At 68.8% G+C, this 16491-nt stretch carries 16 protein-coding genes; 7 read left to right on the top strand and 9 right to left on the bottom strand.

Translation table 11 applies throughout. The features are described 5' to 3' along the window. Nucleotides 1-27 precede the first annotated feature (27 nt). Together B1818_RS16435 and B1818_RS16430 are read left to right on the top strand one after the other, a co-directional pair. Complete coding sequence (locus tag B1818_RS16435; RefSeq protein ID WP_139363037.1) at nucleotides 28-1860, top strand: FAD-dependent oxidoreductase; 1833 nt, start codon at nucleotides 28-30, stop codon at nucleotides 1858-1860. 41 nt (nucleotides 1861-1901) lie between these two features. Continuing rightward, entirely contained in the window at nucleotides 1902-2567 is a 666-nt protein-coding gene (locus tag B1818_RS16430) for a TetR/AcrR family transcriptional regulator (protein ID WP_078113384.1), read from the top strand. On the opposite strand, the gene B1818_RS16425 is transcribed toward B1818_RS16430, so the two are convergent. Beyond that, on the bottom strand, nucleotides 2498-3016 hold the full coding sequence (locus B1818_RS16425; RefSeq protein WP_139104680.1) for an NUDIX domain-containing protein: 519 nt from the start codon (nucleotides 3014-3016) through the stop codon (nucleotides 2498-2500). The genes B1818_RS16430 and B1818_RS16425 overlap by 70 nt on opposite strands. Nucleotides 3017-3093: 77 nt before the next feature. On the opposite strand from B1818_RS16425, the gene B1818_RS16420 reads away from it, so the two are divergent. Beyond that, nucleotides 3094-4803: a nucleobase:cation symporter-2 family protein gene (locus B1818_RS16420; RefSeq protein WP_078113383.1), complete on the top strand. Its 1710-nt coding sequence runs from the start codon at nucleotides 3094-3096 to the stop codon at nucleotides 4801-4803. A 27-nt stretch (nucleotides 4804-4830) separates the two neighbouring features. Here B1818_RS16420 and B1818_RS16415 read toward each other — a convergent pair whose 3' ends face one another. After that, nucleotides 4831-5208, bottom strand: a complete 378-nt coding sequence (locus B1818_RS16415; RefSeq protein ID WP_078113335.1) for a cupin domain-containing protein — start codon at nucleotides 5206-5208, stop codon at nucleotides 4831-4833. 151 nt (nucleotides 5209-5359) lie between these two features. Here B1818_RS16415 and B1818_RS16410 point away from each other — a divergent pair, with 151 nt between their 5' ends. The 4 genes from B1818_RS16410 to rsgA all read left to right on the top strand — a co-directional run bounded on the left by B1818_RS16410 (nucleotide 5360) and on the right by rsgA (nucleotide 8408). Continuing rightward, nucleotides 5360-5593: a hypothetical protein gene (locus B1818_RS16410; RefSeq protein WP_078113382.1), complete on the top strand. Its 234-nt coding sequence runs from the start codon at nucleotides 5360-5362 to the stop codon at nucleotides 5591-5593. Next, on the top strand, nucleotides 5594-5977 hold the full coding sequence (locus tag B1818_RS16405; RefSeq protein WP_058251932.1) for a VOC family protein: 384 nt from the start codon (nucleotides 5594-5596) through the stop codon (nucleotides 5975-5977). It abuts the gene before it with no gap. A 72-nt stretch (nucleotides 5978-6049) separates the two neighbouring features. After that, nucleotides 6050-7351 (top strand): 3-phosphoshikimate 1-carboxyvinyltransferase, encoded by a 1302-nt coding sequence (aroA, locus tag B1818_RS16400; protein WP_078113334.1) that lies wholly within the window; start codon nucleotides 6050-6052, stop codon nucleotides 7349-7351. A 22-nt stretch (nucleotides 7352-7373) separates the two neighbouring features. Continuing rightward, nucleotides 7374-8408 carry a ribosome small subunit-dependent GTPase A gene (rsgA, locus tag B1818_RS16395; protein WP_078113333.1) on the top strand — a complete coding sequence of 345 codons (1035 nt, stop codon included), beginning with the start codon at nucleotides 7374-7376 and terminating at the stop codon, nucleotides 8406-8408. Here rsgA and B1818_RS16390 read toward each other — a convergent pair. From B1818_RS16390 to B1818_RS16360, 7 genes are all read right to left on the bottom strand, one after another. After that, nucleotides 8359-9621 carry a fatty acid desaturase gene (locus tag B1818_RS16390; RefSeq protein WP_078113332.1) on the bottom strand — a complete coding sequence of 421 codons (1263 nt, stop codon included), beginning with the start codon at nucleotides 9619-9621 and terminating at the stop codon, nucleotides 8359-8361. The two genes, rsgA and B1818_RS16390, sit on opposite strands and share 50 nt — an antisense overlap. A 72-nt stretch (nucleotides 9622-9693) precedes the next feature. After that, nucleotides 9694-11037 (bottom strand): fatty acid desaturase, encoded by a 1344-nt coding sequence (locus B1818_RS16385; RefSeq protein WP_078113331.1) that lies wholly within the window; start codon nucleotides 11035-11037, stop codon nucleotides 9694-9696. A 232-nt stretch (nucleotides 11038-11269) separates the two neighbouring features. Beyond that, nucleotides 11270-12412: a GNAT family N-acetyltransferase gene (locus B1818_RS16380; protein WP_139363036.1), complete on the bottom strand. Its 1143-nt coding sequence runs from the start codon at nucleotides 12410-12412 to the stop codon at nucleotides 11270-11272. Between the two features lie 82 nt (nucleotides 12413-12494). Beyond that, complete coding sequence (locus B1818_RS16375; protein WP_078113330.1) at nucleotides 12495-13610, bottom strand: ferredoxin reductase; 1116 nt, start codon at nucleotides 13608-13610, stop codon at nucleotides 12495-12497. Nucleotides 13611-13686: 76 nt separating this feature from the next. Continuing rightward, nucleotides 13687-14253 carry a hypothetical protein gene (locus tag B1818_RS16370; RefSeq protein ID WP_078113329.1) on the bottom strand — a complete coding sequence of 189 codons (567 nt, stop codon included), beginning with the start codon at nucleotides 14251-14253 and terminating at the stop codon, nucleotides 13687-13689. Between the two features lie 51 nt (nucleotides 14254-14304). After that, nucleotides 14305-15795 (bottom strand): wax ester/triacylglycerol synthase domain-containing protein, encoded by a 1491-nt coding sequence (locus B1818_RS16365; RefSeq protein WP_078113328.1) that lies wholly within the window; start codon nucleotides 15793-15795, stop codon nucleotides 14305-14307. A 55-nt stretch (nucleotides 15796-15850) separates the two neighbouring features. Next, on the bottom strand, nucleotides 15851-16375 hold the full coding sequence (locus tag B1818_RS16360; RefSeq protein WP_307814767.1) for an Rv3235 family protein: 525 nt from the start codon (nucleotides 16373-16375) through the stop codon (nucleotides 15851-15853). Nucleotides 16376-16491 lie beyond the last annotated feature (116 nt).

The raw sequence follows: 16491 nt of genomic DNA, 5'->3' as shown, positions 1-16491 counted from the left end.
ACAGTCGTCGACAAAGGGGTCATGGGGATGTCGGACGCCACTTCCACTTCGAACAGCAACTCGCCGAACAGCTTTCCGCGCCGGTCCATGCTGCGCGGATCGGCTGCCGCCGCAGTCCTGGCCGGTACCGCAGTGGCCCTACCGGGCGTCACGGTCCCCTCGGCGCGGGCGGTGCCCCGCTCCGGCGCCGGCCGCGGCCGCGACGTCGCGATCTTCGGCGGCGGGATGGCCGGCTTGTCCGCCGCGCACGAACTCGTCGAGCGCGGCTTCGGGGTCACGGTCTACGAGCCGTCGCGCCTCGGCGGCAAGGCCTACAGCCACGACGTCCCCGGCACCGCACGGGGTGGTCGCCTCGCACTCCCCGGCGAGCACGGTTTCCGGTTCTTCCCGGGTTGCTACCAGCACGTGCCGGACACCATGGAGCGAATCCCCGTCGGCAACAGCAACGTTCGTGACCGTCACCTCATCGACGTCGAGTCGGCGGTCATCGCCTTCGACGACGCCGGGTATGCCCCGACCACCGCTCCGGCATCGATCATGGGTTTCGTCCAGCACGCGAACGAGATCGTGACGCTGGACAACCTGCGCAACGCGTTCATGACCGGACTCAAGTTCGTCGTCGATGTGCCGCCTCCCGAACTCGCGTTCTTCGTCACCCGCGAGCTGATCATCGCGACCAGTTGCACCGAACGTCGAATCGGCCAGTGGGAGAATCAGTCCTGGATGCAGTTCGTGAAGTCCAAGGGCAAGTCACGGGCGTATCAGCGATATCTCGTGGGCGCCCTCACGCGAGCGCTTGTCGCCGCGAAACCCGACACCGCCTCGGCACGGACCATCGGCCAGATCGGACTGGCACTGGCCACGTCGGCGACCGGATTGATCAGCGGATACGACGCCGGGCTCGTGCACGGCGGCGTCGACCGAATCCTCAACCGCCCCACCAATCATGCGTGGATCGACCCGTGGGTGGCCCACCTCCGCGGTCGCGGCGTCCGCTTCGAGATGGGGACCGGCCTGGCGCGACTGAATCTGGCGCGCGGCCGGATCAGTGGAGCGCAACTCACCTCCGGCGCTCCGGTCGATGCCGATTGGTATGTCGCCGCCATGCCCATCGATCGCCTCCGTCCGTTGTTGTCGCCCGAGTTGGTCACGGCCGACCCGTCGCTGGCCGGTATCCACGCTCTCAAGGACGACTGGATGGTCGGCATCCAGTACTTCCTGTCCCGGCGCGCCGACATGCCGCCGAGCCACATCGCCGCGCTGGGTACCCCCTGGGCTCTGACCGGCCTGTTCCAGGCCCGCCCCTGGAACGTCGACTTCGCGCGCACCTACGGCGACGGGCGGGTGAAAGATTGTCTGTCCATTGACATCTCGGAGTGGGAGAAGCCAGGCATCCTCTACGGCAAACCCGCCAAACAGTGCACCCGGCAAGAGATCGCGCGGGAAGTGTGGGCCCAGATGAGCCGAGCGATGAACTCGGGGGCCCGGAAGCTCCTGCGTTCGGAGGAGATCGTCACCTGGTCCCTCGACCCCGGGATCACCTGGTCGCCGTCCATCGCCAACGCCACACCGCTCATGGTCAACACCGCCGGCTCGTACAAGAACCGGCCGAACGCCTACACGTCGATTCCGAATCTGTTCATCGGCGGCGACCATGTCCGGAGCAACATCGATCTCGCGACGATGGAGGGCGCCAACGAATCCGGCCGCCGGGTGACCAACGCGATCATCGCCGCGGCCGACAGCCCCGCCCGCGCGGCGACCGTCTTCCCGCTCTGGGAACTGCCGATGCTCGAGCCGCTCAAGCAGATCGACCGCGATCGCTACCGCGCGGGCCTCCCGCACATCCTCGACGTGTGAGGCCGCGGGTCACCCGCGCCGCGCCGAACTACGATCCTCGTGTGACCACCTCTCCCGGCGCCCCGCGCGCGCGGCAGCAACGCAGCGGGGTCACGCAGACCCGCATCCTCGATGCCGCGATCCGAGTCCTCGTCGATCGCGGATACGCCGCCGCGAGCACGGTCGCCATCCAGAACGAGGCGGGCGTGAGCCGGGGCCGGTTGTTGCACCACTACCCGTCGCGGGACGTCCTGCTGATGGCGGCCGTCGGACACCTCGCCCGCACCCGCATCGCCGAACTGCCCAGCCACGTCGAGTGGCCGGGCGATCCGGTCGAGCGCATCGCGCTGGCCACCGATGTCGGCTGGTCGACGTTCCACCAGCCGTACTTCGTCGCGTCGATGGAGTTGTGGGTCGCGGCGCGGACGAATGCCAATCTGCGGACGGCATTGCTCCCCACCGAACGCGAGATCGGCCAGACCGTCCGACGCGCGGTCGCCGGGTTCCTCGGCCCCGAGCTGACCGCGTCACCGCGATACGCCGCCCTCTACCCGCTGCTCCTGACGAGCATGCGCGGCGCGGCGACCACCTACCTCATCGACCGGCGCGACCCGCTGACCGACCCGCATCTCCCGCTGTGGCGAGACCTGACGCGCACCTACCTCCTCGGTGACGCCGGGTCCGCGGACCCCAGCGCCTCGAGCAGACGGTCGACGAACGGAACCTGAGCGGGGTTGAGCCGGGTCCGCGCGAGATCGACGGAACACCATTCGGCGCGGTCGATCTCGGGGAACGCCTGCATCCGTCCCGACCGCGGCGGCCACATCAGCTCGAACGTGTTGCTGACGACCGACACGACGTCGAGGTCGCCTTCCACGGCGAACCCGATGACCCGCTTACCGCTCTTCAATCTGACCTCGCCGAGTTCGATCGGCGGGGCGTCGGGCACCGGGCTCCCGATCTCCTCGGCGTACTCACGTCGCGCGGCGGCCCACTCGTCCTCGCCCGGTTCGACGAGCCCCTTGGGCACCGACCACGACCCCGCGTCCGGTTTACGCGCCCAGATCGGACCCCCGGGGAACACGAGGAGAACTTCGACGGCAGCGGCACCGTCGGCCGACGTCGTCCGGCGATAGAGCAGGATTCCCGCGCTACGGCGGGAGGCGGTGGCCATCACGGATATATCTTGGCGGAAACGTCGCGGATACACGCTCGCGCCTTCGCGGAAACGTGCGAACCGTAGAACTGACGACCATGTCGGTTCTCGATGTCGTCAAGAACGGAACGTCCGCCGCACATCCGGTGGACGAGATCCCGCCGTTCATCAAGCTGTTCCCGCTCGGCCTCCAGCACGTCCTGGCCATGTACGCCGGGGCCGTCGCGGTACCCCTCATCGTCGGCGGCGCGATGGTCGGCGCCGGCCAACTCGAGCAGGGTGACATCGTCCACCTGATCATGGCGGACCTGTTCGTGGCGGGCATCGCGACGATCTTGCAGGCCGTGGGGTTCTGGCGGTTCGGGGTCCGACTCCCGCTGATGCAGGGCGTCACCTTCGCCGCGGTCGGCCCGATGATCACCATCGGGACCTCGTACGGCATCACCGCCATCTACGGGTCGGTCATCGCGTGCGGGTTGTTCATGATCGCCGTCGCACCGATCGTCGGGAGACTGATCCGCTTCTTCCCGCCGCTGGTCACCGGGACGATCATCCTCATCATCGGGGTGTCCCTGATGCGGGTGGCGGCCGGCTGGTTCGGCGGCGGCACCGCCGCGGGTCCCGACTTCGGCGACCCGAAGAACATCGCCTTCGGATTCCTCACCCTGGCCGTCATCATCGGCATCGAACGATTCGCCCCCGCGGCGATCCGCCGGGTGTCGATCCTGCTCGGCCTGGCGGTCGGCACCCTGATCGCGATCCCGTTCGGCATGACGCACTGGGATCAGGTCGGCGAGTACCCGTGGATCGGCATCCCGCAGCCGTTCCAGTTCGGCGCACCCACCTTCGAGGTCAGCGCCATCATCTCGATGATCATCGTCGGCGTCGTGATCATGACCGAGACCACCGGCGACATCGTCGCCGTCGGCGAGATCGTCGACAAGAAGATCACCCCGCGCAAGCTGGCCGACGGAATGCGCGCCGACGGCCTGGGCACCGCACTCGGCGGCGTGTTCAACACGTTCCCCTACACGGCCTTCGCGCAGAACGTCGGCCTCGTCGCGATCACCGGGGTCAAGACCCGCCACGTCGCGACCTGCGCCGGCGTGATCCTGGTAATCCTCGGCCTGCTGCCCAAGATGGCCGCCGTCGTCGAGGGCATACCGCTGCCGGTGCTCGGCGGCGCCGGAGTCGCCCTGTTCGGCATGGTCGCGGCCAGCGGCATCCGGACGCTCGCGAAGGCGAAGCTGAACAACACGAACATCCTGGTCGTCGCGATCTCGGTCGGTGTCGCCATGCTGACCGAGGCCAAGATCTACTACACCGACCGCGATCTCGGCGAGGCGCCGGTCAACGTGGTCCTGGATCTCTACGCCCAGTTCCCCGACTGGTTCCAGACCATCTTCCATTCGGGGATCTCCGCGGGTGCGCTCACCGCGATCGTGTTGAACCTCCTGCTGAACACGCGCAGCGTCTCCGCCGATCCGGTCGACTACCACAACACCGGCGACATCGCGGTGGTCGGTGCACCCGACGGTTCAACCGACCTCTCCGGCGCCGACGGCGTCCGCGCCGCCGCCTTCGACCCGCGCGACGCGTTGGCGGCCGCCGACCCCGACACCCCGCCGGACACGCTCCGCTATCTGGCCGACCACGACGCGTCGCTGCACCCGTTCATCGTCACCAATCCGGCCACGCCCAAGGACCTGGCCGATCACATCAAGAGCCTCGGCGACCCGAAGGTGTTGCGGCTCTTCGACACCTGGGACGGCTACACCTCGGGCGGGTTCTCGCGGCGCGGTTCGTGACGGGCTCGGCTCGGACCGTGGTCGGCGTCACCCGGTCTGCTGTTTGGCGTAGTTGCTGGCGCCGTAGAAGTCCACGAGCACCACGGGTTCGTCGCCGACCACCCAGGCGTCGTGGCCGGACGGCAGGGACGTGATCGATCCCGGCCCGGCGTCGAACTCGGTGCCGTCGGCCATCACGATGTGCAGGACCCCGGAGACGTGATACTGGAAATGCGGTGCCTCACACAGTTCGGTACCGGCGATCGGTTTGACGTCGACCGACCATCGCCAGCCGGGCTCCAGGGTCAGCCGGCCGATGTCCGACGTCCCAACGGTGAGTAGCTCCACCTGCCCGTGCCCGAAGGTGCGTACCTCGTCGGGTTCGGCGAAGTCTCGGTGCTCGGTCCGGTGCTCGATGCTGGTCATGATTCCCTCCCGGTGATCGTGCGGTAGCCCGACCACGACAACGCTAGGCCGCTGATCTTGCGGTTGTACTGCGACGACCGCACGATCGCGCAACGGTCGGGCCGCTCCCGAATCCCGCGCACCGCGCCCGGTTCGGCCTATCGTGGAACCCATGTCCCCCAGTTCTTATCCCGAGCCGATCGACGACGACGGGCGCATCGTCGACCCCGACCTCCCGCACGAGTGGCCGCACGATTCCGCGTTCGCGTTCGGCGATTCGACGCCCATCGGCGAGACGGAACGGCTGGCCCGCGAACGGGCCGCGTACGAGGCCGCGAGCCACGGGAGCGACCTCAACCGCGGACACGCCCTGGGCGGCTCCGCCGGCACCACCGAGGGGCAGTAGATGGAGGTCCTGGCCAGCCGGGTGCTCCTGCTCTCGGCCGATCCCGAACGCCTGCAGTCGTTCTACCGCGAGCGGCTCGGTCTGCCGGTCCACCGCGAGTATCCGGGTGGTGTCGTGTTCTTCGCCGGCAACGGGCTCATCGAGATCTCGTCGCACATGAAGACCGACGAGCCGGCCCCGTCCAGCGATTCGGTTCTCTGGCTTCAGGTCCGGGACGCCGAGGCCGTCGCCGACGAGTTCCGCGACCGCGGCGTTCCCGTGACCCGCGAGCCGCGCACCGAGCCGTGGGGTCTCATCGAGATGCACGCGACCGATCCCGACGGCCGGACCCTGATCGTCGTCCAGATCCCCGCCGATCACCCGCTGCGCAAAGACACGCGATAGATCGGGAACCCACCGCCGTGGACGGCCCATCGGCGGCGGGGAACGTGAGCACCCCATGACAGACTGGACGCCATGAGTTCCTGGAACGCGCCGACGATCACCGAGGGTGGCTTGGATGCAACCGCCGGAGGCGGCCTGGATGCAACCGTGGAGTTGCCGGGTTCCAAGTCGATCACCAACCGCGCTCTCGTCCTCGCCGCCCTCGCCGAGGGGCCGTCGACCGTCCGTGGAACCCTCCGGAGCCGCGACACGAACCTGATGCTCGCCGCGCTCGAGGCCCTGGGCGCCGAGATCCGCATCGACCCCGCGAGCGAGACCACGGTCTCGATCGTGCCCGGACCCCTGCGGGGTGCCGCGATCGACTGCGGCCTCGCCGGGACCGTGATGCGGTTCCTGCCGCCGGCCGCGGCCCTGGCCACCGGGCGCGTGGTCTTCGACGGCGATCCCCACGCGCGCGAACGGCCGCAGACCACCATCCTCGACGCGTTGCGCGGGCTGGGTGTCGCCGTCGACGGCGATCGATTGCCGTTCACCATCGACGCCACCGGCACCGTGCCCGGCGGCGAGGTCACCATCGACGCATCCGGGTCATCGCAATTCGTGTCGGGGCTCCTGTTGTCGGCGGCCCGGTTCGAGGCCGGCGTCGTCGTCCGGCACGTCGGCGCGGCCGTCCCGTCGACCCCGCACATCGACATGACCGTGGAGATGCTGGCGACGGCCGGCGTCGTCGTCGACACCTCCGAACCGAATGTCTGGCGCGTTGCTCCCGGGCCGATCGCGGCCGTCGACTGGACGGTCGAGCCCGACCTGTCGAACGCGGCCGCGTTCCTCGCCGCGGCAGCCGTCACCGGCGGTACCGTGCGGGTGCCGTACTGGCCCGCCGTGACCACCCAGCCCGGTGCACGGATCGCGGACGTCCTCGCCGCGATGGGGTGCGCCGTCGAGCATCTCGACGGCACGCTGTCGGTTCGCGGACCCGCGGTACTCAAGGCCGTCGACCTCGACCTCCGGGACATCGGCGAGCTCACCCCCACCATCGCCGCGCTGTGCGCGCTCGCCGACGGGGAGTCGGTACTGTCCGGGATCGCCCATCTCCGCGGCCACGAGACCGACCGGCTCGCCGCGCTCACCACCGAGATCACCCGCCTGGGTGGGACATGCGCCGAAACCGGCGACGGGCTGCGCATCACCGGCACCGCCGGCTCCCCGTTACGCGGGGGAACCTGGGAGTCCTACGCCGACCACCGGATGGCCACCGCCGGAGCCATCGTCGGCCTGGTGACACCCGGTGTGGTGGTCGCCGACATCGAGACGACGAGCAAGACGCTGCCCGACTTCCCGGGGATGTGGCAGCAGATGTTGGGGCGCGCATGAGCGCTCGAGGACGGGCGCGCCGTTGAGTCGCCGCGCGGCGAGCTACGACGAATCCGACGTCCGGGTCCGTCCCGGGAAGGGCACCCGACCGCGCACCAAGACGCGACCGTCGCACGACGACGCCGAGCAGGGCATGGTGGTCTCGGTCGATCGCGGTCGCTGGGGCGTGGTGCTCGACGGCGACCCGGATCGGCGCGTCGTCGCGATGCGCGCCCGAGAGCTGGGTCGCACCCCGATCGTCGTCGGCGACGACGTGTCGGTGGTGGGCGACCTGTCCGGCCGGCCCGACACGCTGGCGCGCATCGTCCGGGTGGCCGATCGTCGAACGGTGTTGCGCCGCACCGCCGATGACTCCGACCCCTACGAGCGGATCGTCGTGGCGAACGCCGATGCGCTCCTCATCGTGACCGCCATGGCGGATCCGCCGCCGCGCACCGGATTCGTCGAACGCGCACTGGCCGCGGCCTACGTGGGCGGCCTGTCCCCCATCCTGTGCCTGACGAAATCGGATCTCGCCGATCCCGCCGAATTCACCGCGGCCTTCGCCGATCTCGACTTGCCGGTGGTGTGCGCGGGCCGCGACGACCCGCTCGACGAGATCCTGTCGACGTTGCGCGGTCGGATCACCGCATTCATCGGCCACTCCGGGGTCGGCAAGTCCACTCTGGTCAATCGTCTCGTGCCGGACGCATATCGGGCGACCGGCGTGGTGTCGGGAGTGGGCAAGGGCCGGCACACGTCCACCCAGTCGGTGGCGTTGGCCCTGCCCGATGACGGTGGCCCGCGTGGCTGGGTCATCGACACCCCCGGCATCCGGTCGTTCGGACTCGCGCACGTCGGACCCGACGACATCGTCGCCGCCTTCGACGATCTCCACGCCGCCATCGAGGAATGTTCCCGCGGCTGTACACATCTGGGCCCACCGGCCGATCCCGAGTGCAAGCTCGACGAGCTGACCGGTCACTCGTATCGTCGCGCGATGGCCGTGCGCCACCTCTTGGTGGCGGTCAGCGGCGGTGAGGGTGACGCGGCCGAGGAGCCACGGACGGCGGAGTGACCGCGTGCGTGCTACCCCGCCGGCGACGCCGGGCGCGCAGCTCGCGGATCGCGCTCTTGAGGCCGGCGGCGCGGGGGGTCATCCCGGCGAAACGCTTCTCCGACGCGGTTTCCGGGGCATCATCGGCGGTGTCGCGCAGAAACGAGTCGGGCAGGGCCAGCTTGTTGATCGTGCGCAGCGTCTGAAGATACTGCACCACAATCGATCCCGTGGTGTAGGGCAGATCGTACTTGTCGCAGAGCGCGCGTACCCGCACCGCGATCTCGGCGTACCGGTTGCTCGGCAGGTCCGGGTAGAGATGGTGTTCGATCTGGTAGCAGAGATTTCCGCTGAAGAAGGCCATCGCGGGCCCGGCGTCGAAGTTGGCCGTGCCGAGCATCTGGCGCAGGTACCACTGGCCTTGGGTCTCGTTCTCGAGCGACTCCGCGGTGAACTTCTCCGCGCCGTCCGGGAAGTGCCCACAGAAGATGACGACGTAGGCCCATACGTTGCGGATCAGATTGGCACTGAGGTTCGCGGTCAGCGTGTGCTTGAAGTTCGGTCCCGACAGCGCGGGGAACAGGACATAGTCCTTGGCCAACTGCTTGCCGACCTTGCGCGCGAACACCTTCAGCTGCGGGATCGCGACCTCTTTGGGTTTCTTCCCCGAGATGACGTCCTTGATGGAGAGGTCGTGCAGACCGATCCCCCACTCGAACAGCGCGGCGAGCAGGATGTTGGTGACCGGCTGGAGGAGCTGCTTGGGCTTCCACGGTTCGTCCCGTGTGACCCGGAGGGTCTTGTAACCGACGTCGTGGTCCATGTCGAGGACGTTGGTGTACTTGTGATGGATGTAGTTGTGGGAGTGCTTCCAGTGCGGCGAGGCGCACACCATGTCCCATTCCCAGGTGGTCGAGTGGACCTCCGGGTCGTTCATCCAGTCCCACTGCCCGTGCATCACATTGTGCCCGAGCTCCATGTTCTCGATGATCTTCGACAGCGCGAGCGCTCCGGTGCCCAGCAGCCAGAGCGGCCGGGAACGGCTGCCCATGAGAGCCGCGCGGCCTGCGACCTCGAGAGCACGGTGCGCCAAGATGGTGCGCCGGAGATACCGGACGTCGCGCATGCCGCGGTCCGCCTCGATCTCGCGGCGGAGCGCGTCGAGCTCGGCACCGAGTGCTTCCACGTCGGCGTCGGTCAGGTGCGCGTACTCGTTGATATCAGTGATTGCCATTGCGCCTCATTATGCCCCTGTCGAGGCCACTGCCTTGGTCTCGATGTGTGCCGGCCGTCTGACCTGCGCCGATCAGGCGGCCTGCTCGTCGGAGCGGGTGGCCGACGAATCGGCGCCGATCCGGGAGCGGAGCGAGCGAGGCGCAGTCCGGTCGCGCCGCCGGGAGCGGAGCGACGCGATGGCCGAGCGGAGTCCCCGGCGCGCGCCGGTGGTCTCGTCAATCGTCGCCTGCAGACGCGCGCCTTCGGGCAGGCCCTGCTTGAAGCGGCGTTCGGAAGCGGTCTCGGGTGCGTCGTCCGCGGTCGCCGACAGGTACTTGTCCGGCAGCGAGAGCTTGGCGATGGTCCGCCACGCCTTCGCGTACTGCACCGGGAACGGACCCGAGGTGTACGGGAGGTCGTACTTGTCGCACAGCGCGCGCACACGTACCGCGATCTCGGCGTACCGGTTGCTGGGGAGATCGGGGAAGATGTGGTGCTCGATCTGGTACGACAGGTTCCCGCTCATGAAGGCCAGGGGGAATCCGGCGTCGAAGTTGGCGCTGCCGAGCATCTGGCGCAGGTACCACTCCGCCTGCGTCTCGTTGTCGATGTCCTGCTTGGTGAACTTCTCCGCGCCGTCCGGGAAGTGCCCGCAGAAGATGACTGCGTTGCTCCACACGTTGCGGATGACGTTGCCGAGCGCGGTCGCGGTCGCAGCCTTGGCATACGCGCGGCCGTAGCCGACCTTGTGCCCCGTCGCGGCACTGACCAGCGCGGGATAGGCGAGGTAGTCCTTGGCGACCTGCTTGCCGATCTTCGACAGGACCTCGTTGCGATTGCGCCGGAACTCTTCCTGGGCCTCCGGGGTCTTGCGCTTCTTGCCCAGCTCGAGGTGCTGCACGGCGACCCCGTACTGGAAGGCGAGCGCGAGAATCGTGTTGTACACGAGATTTCCGTAGTTGAACGGACGCCACCGCTGATCGCGCGTGACGCGCAGCAGTCCGTAGCCCACATCGTCGTCCATGCCCAGCACGTTCGTGTACTTGTGATGGATGTAGTTGTGGGTGTGCTTCCAGTGCGCCGACGGGTCGGTGTTGTCCCACTCCCAGGTGGTGCTGTGCACCTCCGGGTCGTTCATCCAGTCCCACTGCCCGTGCATCACGTTGTGCCCGAGCTCCATGTTCTCGACGATCTTCGCGACGCCGAGGGCGCACGCACCCGCCCACCAGGCCGACTTCCGAGTCGAACCGAACAGCAGGGCGCGGCCGGTGACCTCCAGCCCGCGCTGGAATCGGATCGTGTTGCGCAGGTACCGCGCATCCCGCTCACCACGGTCGGCTTCGATGTCGGCGCGGATCGCGTCGAGTTCGGCTCCCAATGCGGCCACGTCGGACTCGGTCAGGTGCGCGTATTCGGGGATGTCGGAGATCGCCATACGTGTGGTTCCCTTCGCCGGTGGTCGGTCGATGGCGCGACTTCGAGGTGCGCGTGTCAACCGCTGCCTACGCCTACGTTTCCGTAACTTACGCAAGCGTAGGTTGGCGACGGCGTCGTGTCCAGTGAGTGTGACGAACCGGGACTCAACCGATCAACGGAACGGGTTCCGTGCCGGCGAGGAAGCTGCACAGTCGACGCGAGACAGTGAATGGTCGACGGGGCGAAACTAGTCAGTCCTTGCGGTCGGCCTCGTAGTCGTCGCGGAACAGCTCGAATCCCACGAGGTCCTCGAAGACGCCGTCGGACCGGGCGGCGAGTTTCTGTGTGCCGAACTCGCGGAAGCCGGCGATGCGGGCGAGCTTCTTGCTGCCCTCGTTGCTGTCGGCGGCGAAGAGGGTGAGGCGGCGGAACCCCAGCTTGTCGAAGGCGTACCGGACCGCAGCCGGAAATGCCTCGCCCAGAACGCCTTTGCCGCGGGCCTCGGGGTGCGTGTAGAAACCCGCCTCGGCGCCGGTGACCTCGTCGATGTGCAGCAGGGTGATGTCGCCCAGGTAGTCGTCGGTCTCGCGATCCGCCACCGCCCAGGTGCATGTCGTGCCCTGCGCGGCCGTCCACCACTTGCGGAGGCGTTCGGCCGCGGCGTGTTCGAGTTCCAGCGGATCGGGGCGCGCGAACAGGTACTTGCGCGACACCGGGTCGTCGAGCGTCTCCCGGATGCGCGGGTCGTCGGTCTCCGCGAGCGGCCGCAGGCGGAACCGCTCGGTCTCGAAAACGTCTGTCCGCCAATCGGTCTTGGGATGCTGAGGATCGCCTGCGTGCAGCGATCCGACCCAGGCGTCGCGGATGTGACCGCGGACCTCGATGCCGTTGGGAACCGCGGCGTCAAGACGGAATCCGCAGGAGTGGGCCACCCGCAGCGCGTCGATGTTGCCGGCGACGGTCGTCCATCGGACGACCTCTTTGTCCGCTTCGGAGAATGCGTAGTTGACGGCCAGCAGGACGGCGCGCTTCATCACGCCCCACCCGCGGGCGTCGGGGTGCAGGTCGTAGCTGAGTCGGGTGAGCGGGCCCTCGCCCTCGATGTCGACGGTGCCGACGAACCGGCCGTCGAATTCGACGGCCCACAACATCCGGGTGCCCTTCGCCCAGCTGCGCGGCGCGTAGTCGAGGGCGAAGCGCTCGGCTGCCGCACGACTGTACGGTGCCGGGATCGGGGTCCATCGCATCATGGCCGGATCCGCCGCGAGTTCGACCATCCGGTCGAGGTCGTGGGGCTCATGCGGCCGCAGGGTGACGCCTCCGTCACTCAGGACGGGGATATCGCTGGGGGCCGGGGCCTCAGCGGTCACTGGTGCCTTCGCCGGCGTTTCCACAGAACAGATTCCTCTCGCCACGCACGTCGTTCACCCTACCGGCTCACCGATGGGCGCGAGCCACACGAGACGAAGACGCTGCTCAGACGGCGAGGGTGCAGTCTCCCGCCGCAGCGGAAACACAGGTCTGGATACGTTCGCCCTCGACGTGTTCGACGCCCGAGCGCAGGTCGCGCACGCATCCCTTGTCGAGCATGACCACGCAGCTCTGGCAGATCCCCATCCGGCATCCGAACGGCATCATCGCGCCCGCGGCCTCCCCCGCCTCGAGCAGCGTGGTCGCGCCGTCGACGACCGCCGATTTCCCGGACCGGGAGAACGTGACCGTACCGCCCTGTGCCCCGACGACGCCGCGTTCGAGGGCGAACCGCTCGATGTGCAACTGCTCGGTCAGGTGCGCCTCCGCATAGAGGCGCTGCAGGCCGTCGAGGAACCCGGCGGGTCCGCACGCCCAGGTCTGACGTTCGCGCCAGTCGGCGCAGAGGGACGGCAGCACGTCGGGAGTGATCTGCCCGTCGGTTCGCGTGTACTGCACATGCAGGTCGACGACGCCGCTGTCCGCCAGGTCCCGGAGTTCGTCGGCGAAGAGCAGATTGGCCGGCGTGGGCGTCGAGTGCACGAGTGCGATGTCGGTGCGCTGGTCGCGGTGTCGTGCGGTGCGCAGCATCGAGATGATGGGCGTGAGTCCGCTTCCGGCGGTCACGAAGAGAATCTTCGCCGGCAACGGGTCCGGCAGCACGAACTCCCCGCGCGGTGCGGCGAGCCGGACGACCGTGCCGGGCCGGAGACCGTTGACCAGGTGACTGGACAGGAAGCCCTCGGGCATCGCCTTGACCGTGATCGAGATCGTCTTGTCGTTCGCCGACGAGTCGGGGGTCGAGGTCAGCGAATAGGAACGCCACGCCCAGCGGCCCTCCATCAGGACGCCGATGCCGATGTACTGACCCGGGGCGTAGTCGAACGAGAAGCCCCAACCGGGCCGGATGCGGATCGTCGCGGTGTCCTCGGTCTCCTTGGTCACCGAGACGACCTTGCCCCGCAGCTCGCGGGCCGACCACAACGGATTCGCCAGGTGGAGATAGTCGTCGGGCAGGAGTGGCGTCGTGATCCGGGTGAGCGCGGCGCGGGCCCACTGCGAGCCGCGGCTGCGGGCCGCGACGCCGGAAACCGGTTCCTCGAACCTCTCGAGCAAACCCATCTCACTTACCGCCTTCGACGTCGGGGAACGTGTCGGAGCCACCATAACCTACGCAACCGTAGGTTAGTGGTTCGGTTCAGAGCAGCTCGAGGAGGAATGGCAGTTCCTGAGTCGCGTACCACGCGAGATCGAAGTCCTCGACGTCGCCGACCGCGAGTTCGGCGTCGAGATCACCCATGTCGGCGGCGTCGATGACCACCACGGCCGCACGGACCTTCGGCTCCGCCTCGGCGACGTCGACATGCACCGACGCGATCGCCGACACCGGGACGGGCCCGGAGATCTTGACCACCGCGTCGTCCAGGTCGGGACGCAGTGTCACGTCCTCCACGTCGGCCGCGACGACCACGCGCCGGGGCGGCAGACGCGGGGTGTCCGCGGGGTCGGTGACCGCCTCGTCGGCGACCAGTTCGGACTCGGACTCGCGGTCGCCGGCCTCCGGGGCCTCCCCGGCGAGCAGGCGCAACGACGCACGCGCGGCCTCGCGCAGCGCGACCTCGGACAGCTCCTCGTCATCCCCGGAGACGAAGGCCTCACGCAGCGCGGGCGTCAGGGCGAAACCCGTGCCGCCCAGCGGACGGAACTCGCCGTCGGTATCGAGCCGCAACAGCATCGCCAACGTCGCCGGCAGGTACACCCTCATTCGTCAACTACTCCCGTTCGGCCAGCGGTGGGGCTGGGTCAGCTCATCTGGTCAGCTCTTCTGGGTCAGCTCTTCGTGGGACTCGAAGACGTAGTCGGCCATCGCGGGCAGATCGGCGATGACCCCGCGGTCGGCGACGAAGGCGAAGTGCAGATGGTCACGGTACTCGACCACGCTGATCGCCAGCGCACGCTGCGACACGAGGGTGGGAATCGAGAAGACCTGGCGCACCGGTGCGCCGAGGACGAAACGGTCCGGCACCGGCGACGTGCTCATCGCCACCGGCACGTTGTAGGCACGGCTGTTCAGCGACCGGAACGCCCGAGAGCTGATCTCCGGGAACGGCACCACACCCAGTTCGGGGAAGAGCGGGCTGGGACCGAGAGTCATCCGGCGCGGCGACTGCGCATATCGGTCGGCCAGACCGGCCACCTGCGCCAGCCGAACGGCCGGACTGCTCTCCCCCACCGGCAGATCGGTGACGAAACTCGGTTTGCCGACCCCGATCCACCCGGGTTCCGGCTCGGCCGCGCGCTCGACACCCGGGTCGCGTGCCGACAGCGGCACGACGACCCGCACGGTGTCGGCAGGGACCTCGGCCGGATCGAACGACAGCATCCACTTGCGCATGACCCCGGAGATGATGGCCAGCTCGACGTCGTTGATGGTGCAACCGTGATGCTCGGCGACCTTTGCGCAGCCCCGTCGCGGCAGCGCGACGGTGGTGAAGGACCGGGTGGTGGTACCCGCGTTGTTCAACGGACTGCGTGGCGCCGAGTCGGTCAGCTGCGACACCACGTCCCCCACGCGCCGCACGGTCGTGCCGACGGCGGACCGCATCTCGGACACGATTCCGTTGCCGTGGAGCACCGTGTCCACGAGGTCGCCCGGACGCGCGAGCGCCTCGGCGAGGGCACCGGCGACGAGATGGGTGCCGCCCGGCGGCCTGCCCGGCATCCACAACTCCTCCGGCAGCAGTTCCGCTGTCTCGGTGTCGTCGCAGATGACCTCACTGATCTCCCGGCTGCCCGCATCATCGATGAGGCATCGGTGCGACTTGGTCAGGATCGCGAGTCGGCCGTCGGCGAGACCCTCGATGAGATACATCTCCCAGAGCGGTCGCGTGCGGTCGAGCGGCCGCGACATCACCCGGGCGACGAGTTCGTCGACGTCGACGGCTCCACCGGGCCGCGGCAGACCCGCGCGACGGATGTGGAAGTTGATGTCGAAGTCGGGGTCGTCGACCCAGACCGGGCGCGCGAGCCCGAGCGTCACCTCGCGGACGACCTGGCGATACCGCGGGATGAGTTGAAGGCGGTTCTCGACCAGCGACACCAGACCCGCGTAGTCGAGCGTCGACTGCCGGGACGCTCGCCTGGCCGCATCGGACGCTTCGGATCCGGTGTCGCCCGGTTCGGCGTTCTCCGAGGTCGCCTGCGCGGCCGCGGGATCGACGATCAGCAACGCCCCGAGGTGGGTCGTGGACCGCGAATCGTCGAGGAAGTAGTACATCGCGTCGCGGGGCGACAGACGGGTGACCACGACGCCGATCGTAACCGCCGACGCGGATTTCCGTGGTCTGCGCAGGAGCTATCCGTCAGCCGAACTCGAGGGCCACCAGCTGCCACCGGTATTCCACTCGACCCAACGATCGCCGGCCCGGGTCCGCGGCGCCACGGACCCGGATCGGCTTGCGCTCGATGCGGCCCGCGAACGCCCGGGTCCGCCCACCTCCCTCGTACGAGCCGAACACCTCTGCGGCGCTGGGATCGCACACCTGGACGTGCACGCGCCGCAGCACGTTCCCGGTCGACATCTGCGTCGCCGCCGGCGTCGATGCGGTCCCTGGCGTCCCGGTTCCGGTCGGCTCCGGAATCCGAAAGGCGTCGTGCCGGACGAGGGCTGCGACCTGGTCGGCGATCGCCGGCGACACGACGTCGCCGAGGTGCGCGACCGAGCGACGCCGATCGACCACCTCGAACAGCAGCCGGGACACCGCAACGGTGAAGCGGCGGGCCTCGGCCGCGGCGACCGCGGTCTTGCGCGCCGAACCGGCACCCGGAGCCGACCCCGGGAACGGCCGGATGGCCGTCGGAGTCGCGAGGCCGTGCGGTGCTGCCACCACCGGACCGGCGGGCTCGTACGGCGGCGCCGGACGAACCCGGACCCGCGGTGTCTGCTGCGACGGCCGCGATCCGTGCGGCCGCGACGTGCTCGTGGGTGCGAGTTCAGGACCCG

This window comes from Gordonia sp. IITR100 (genome assembly GCF_002009645.1).
In the GTDB taxonomy this organism is placed as follows: Bacteria; Actinomycetota; Actinomycetes; order Mycobacteriales; family Mycobacteriaceae; genus Gordonia; species Gordonia hongkongensis.
The sequence above is the reverse complement of the archived record's forward strand: the minus strand, read 5'-3'. Positions and strand labels throughout refer to the sequence as shown.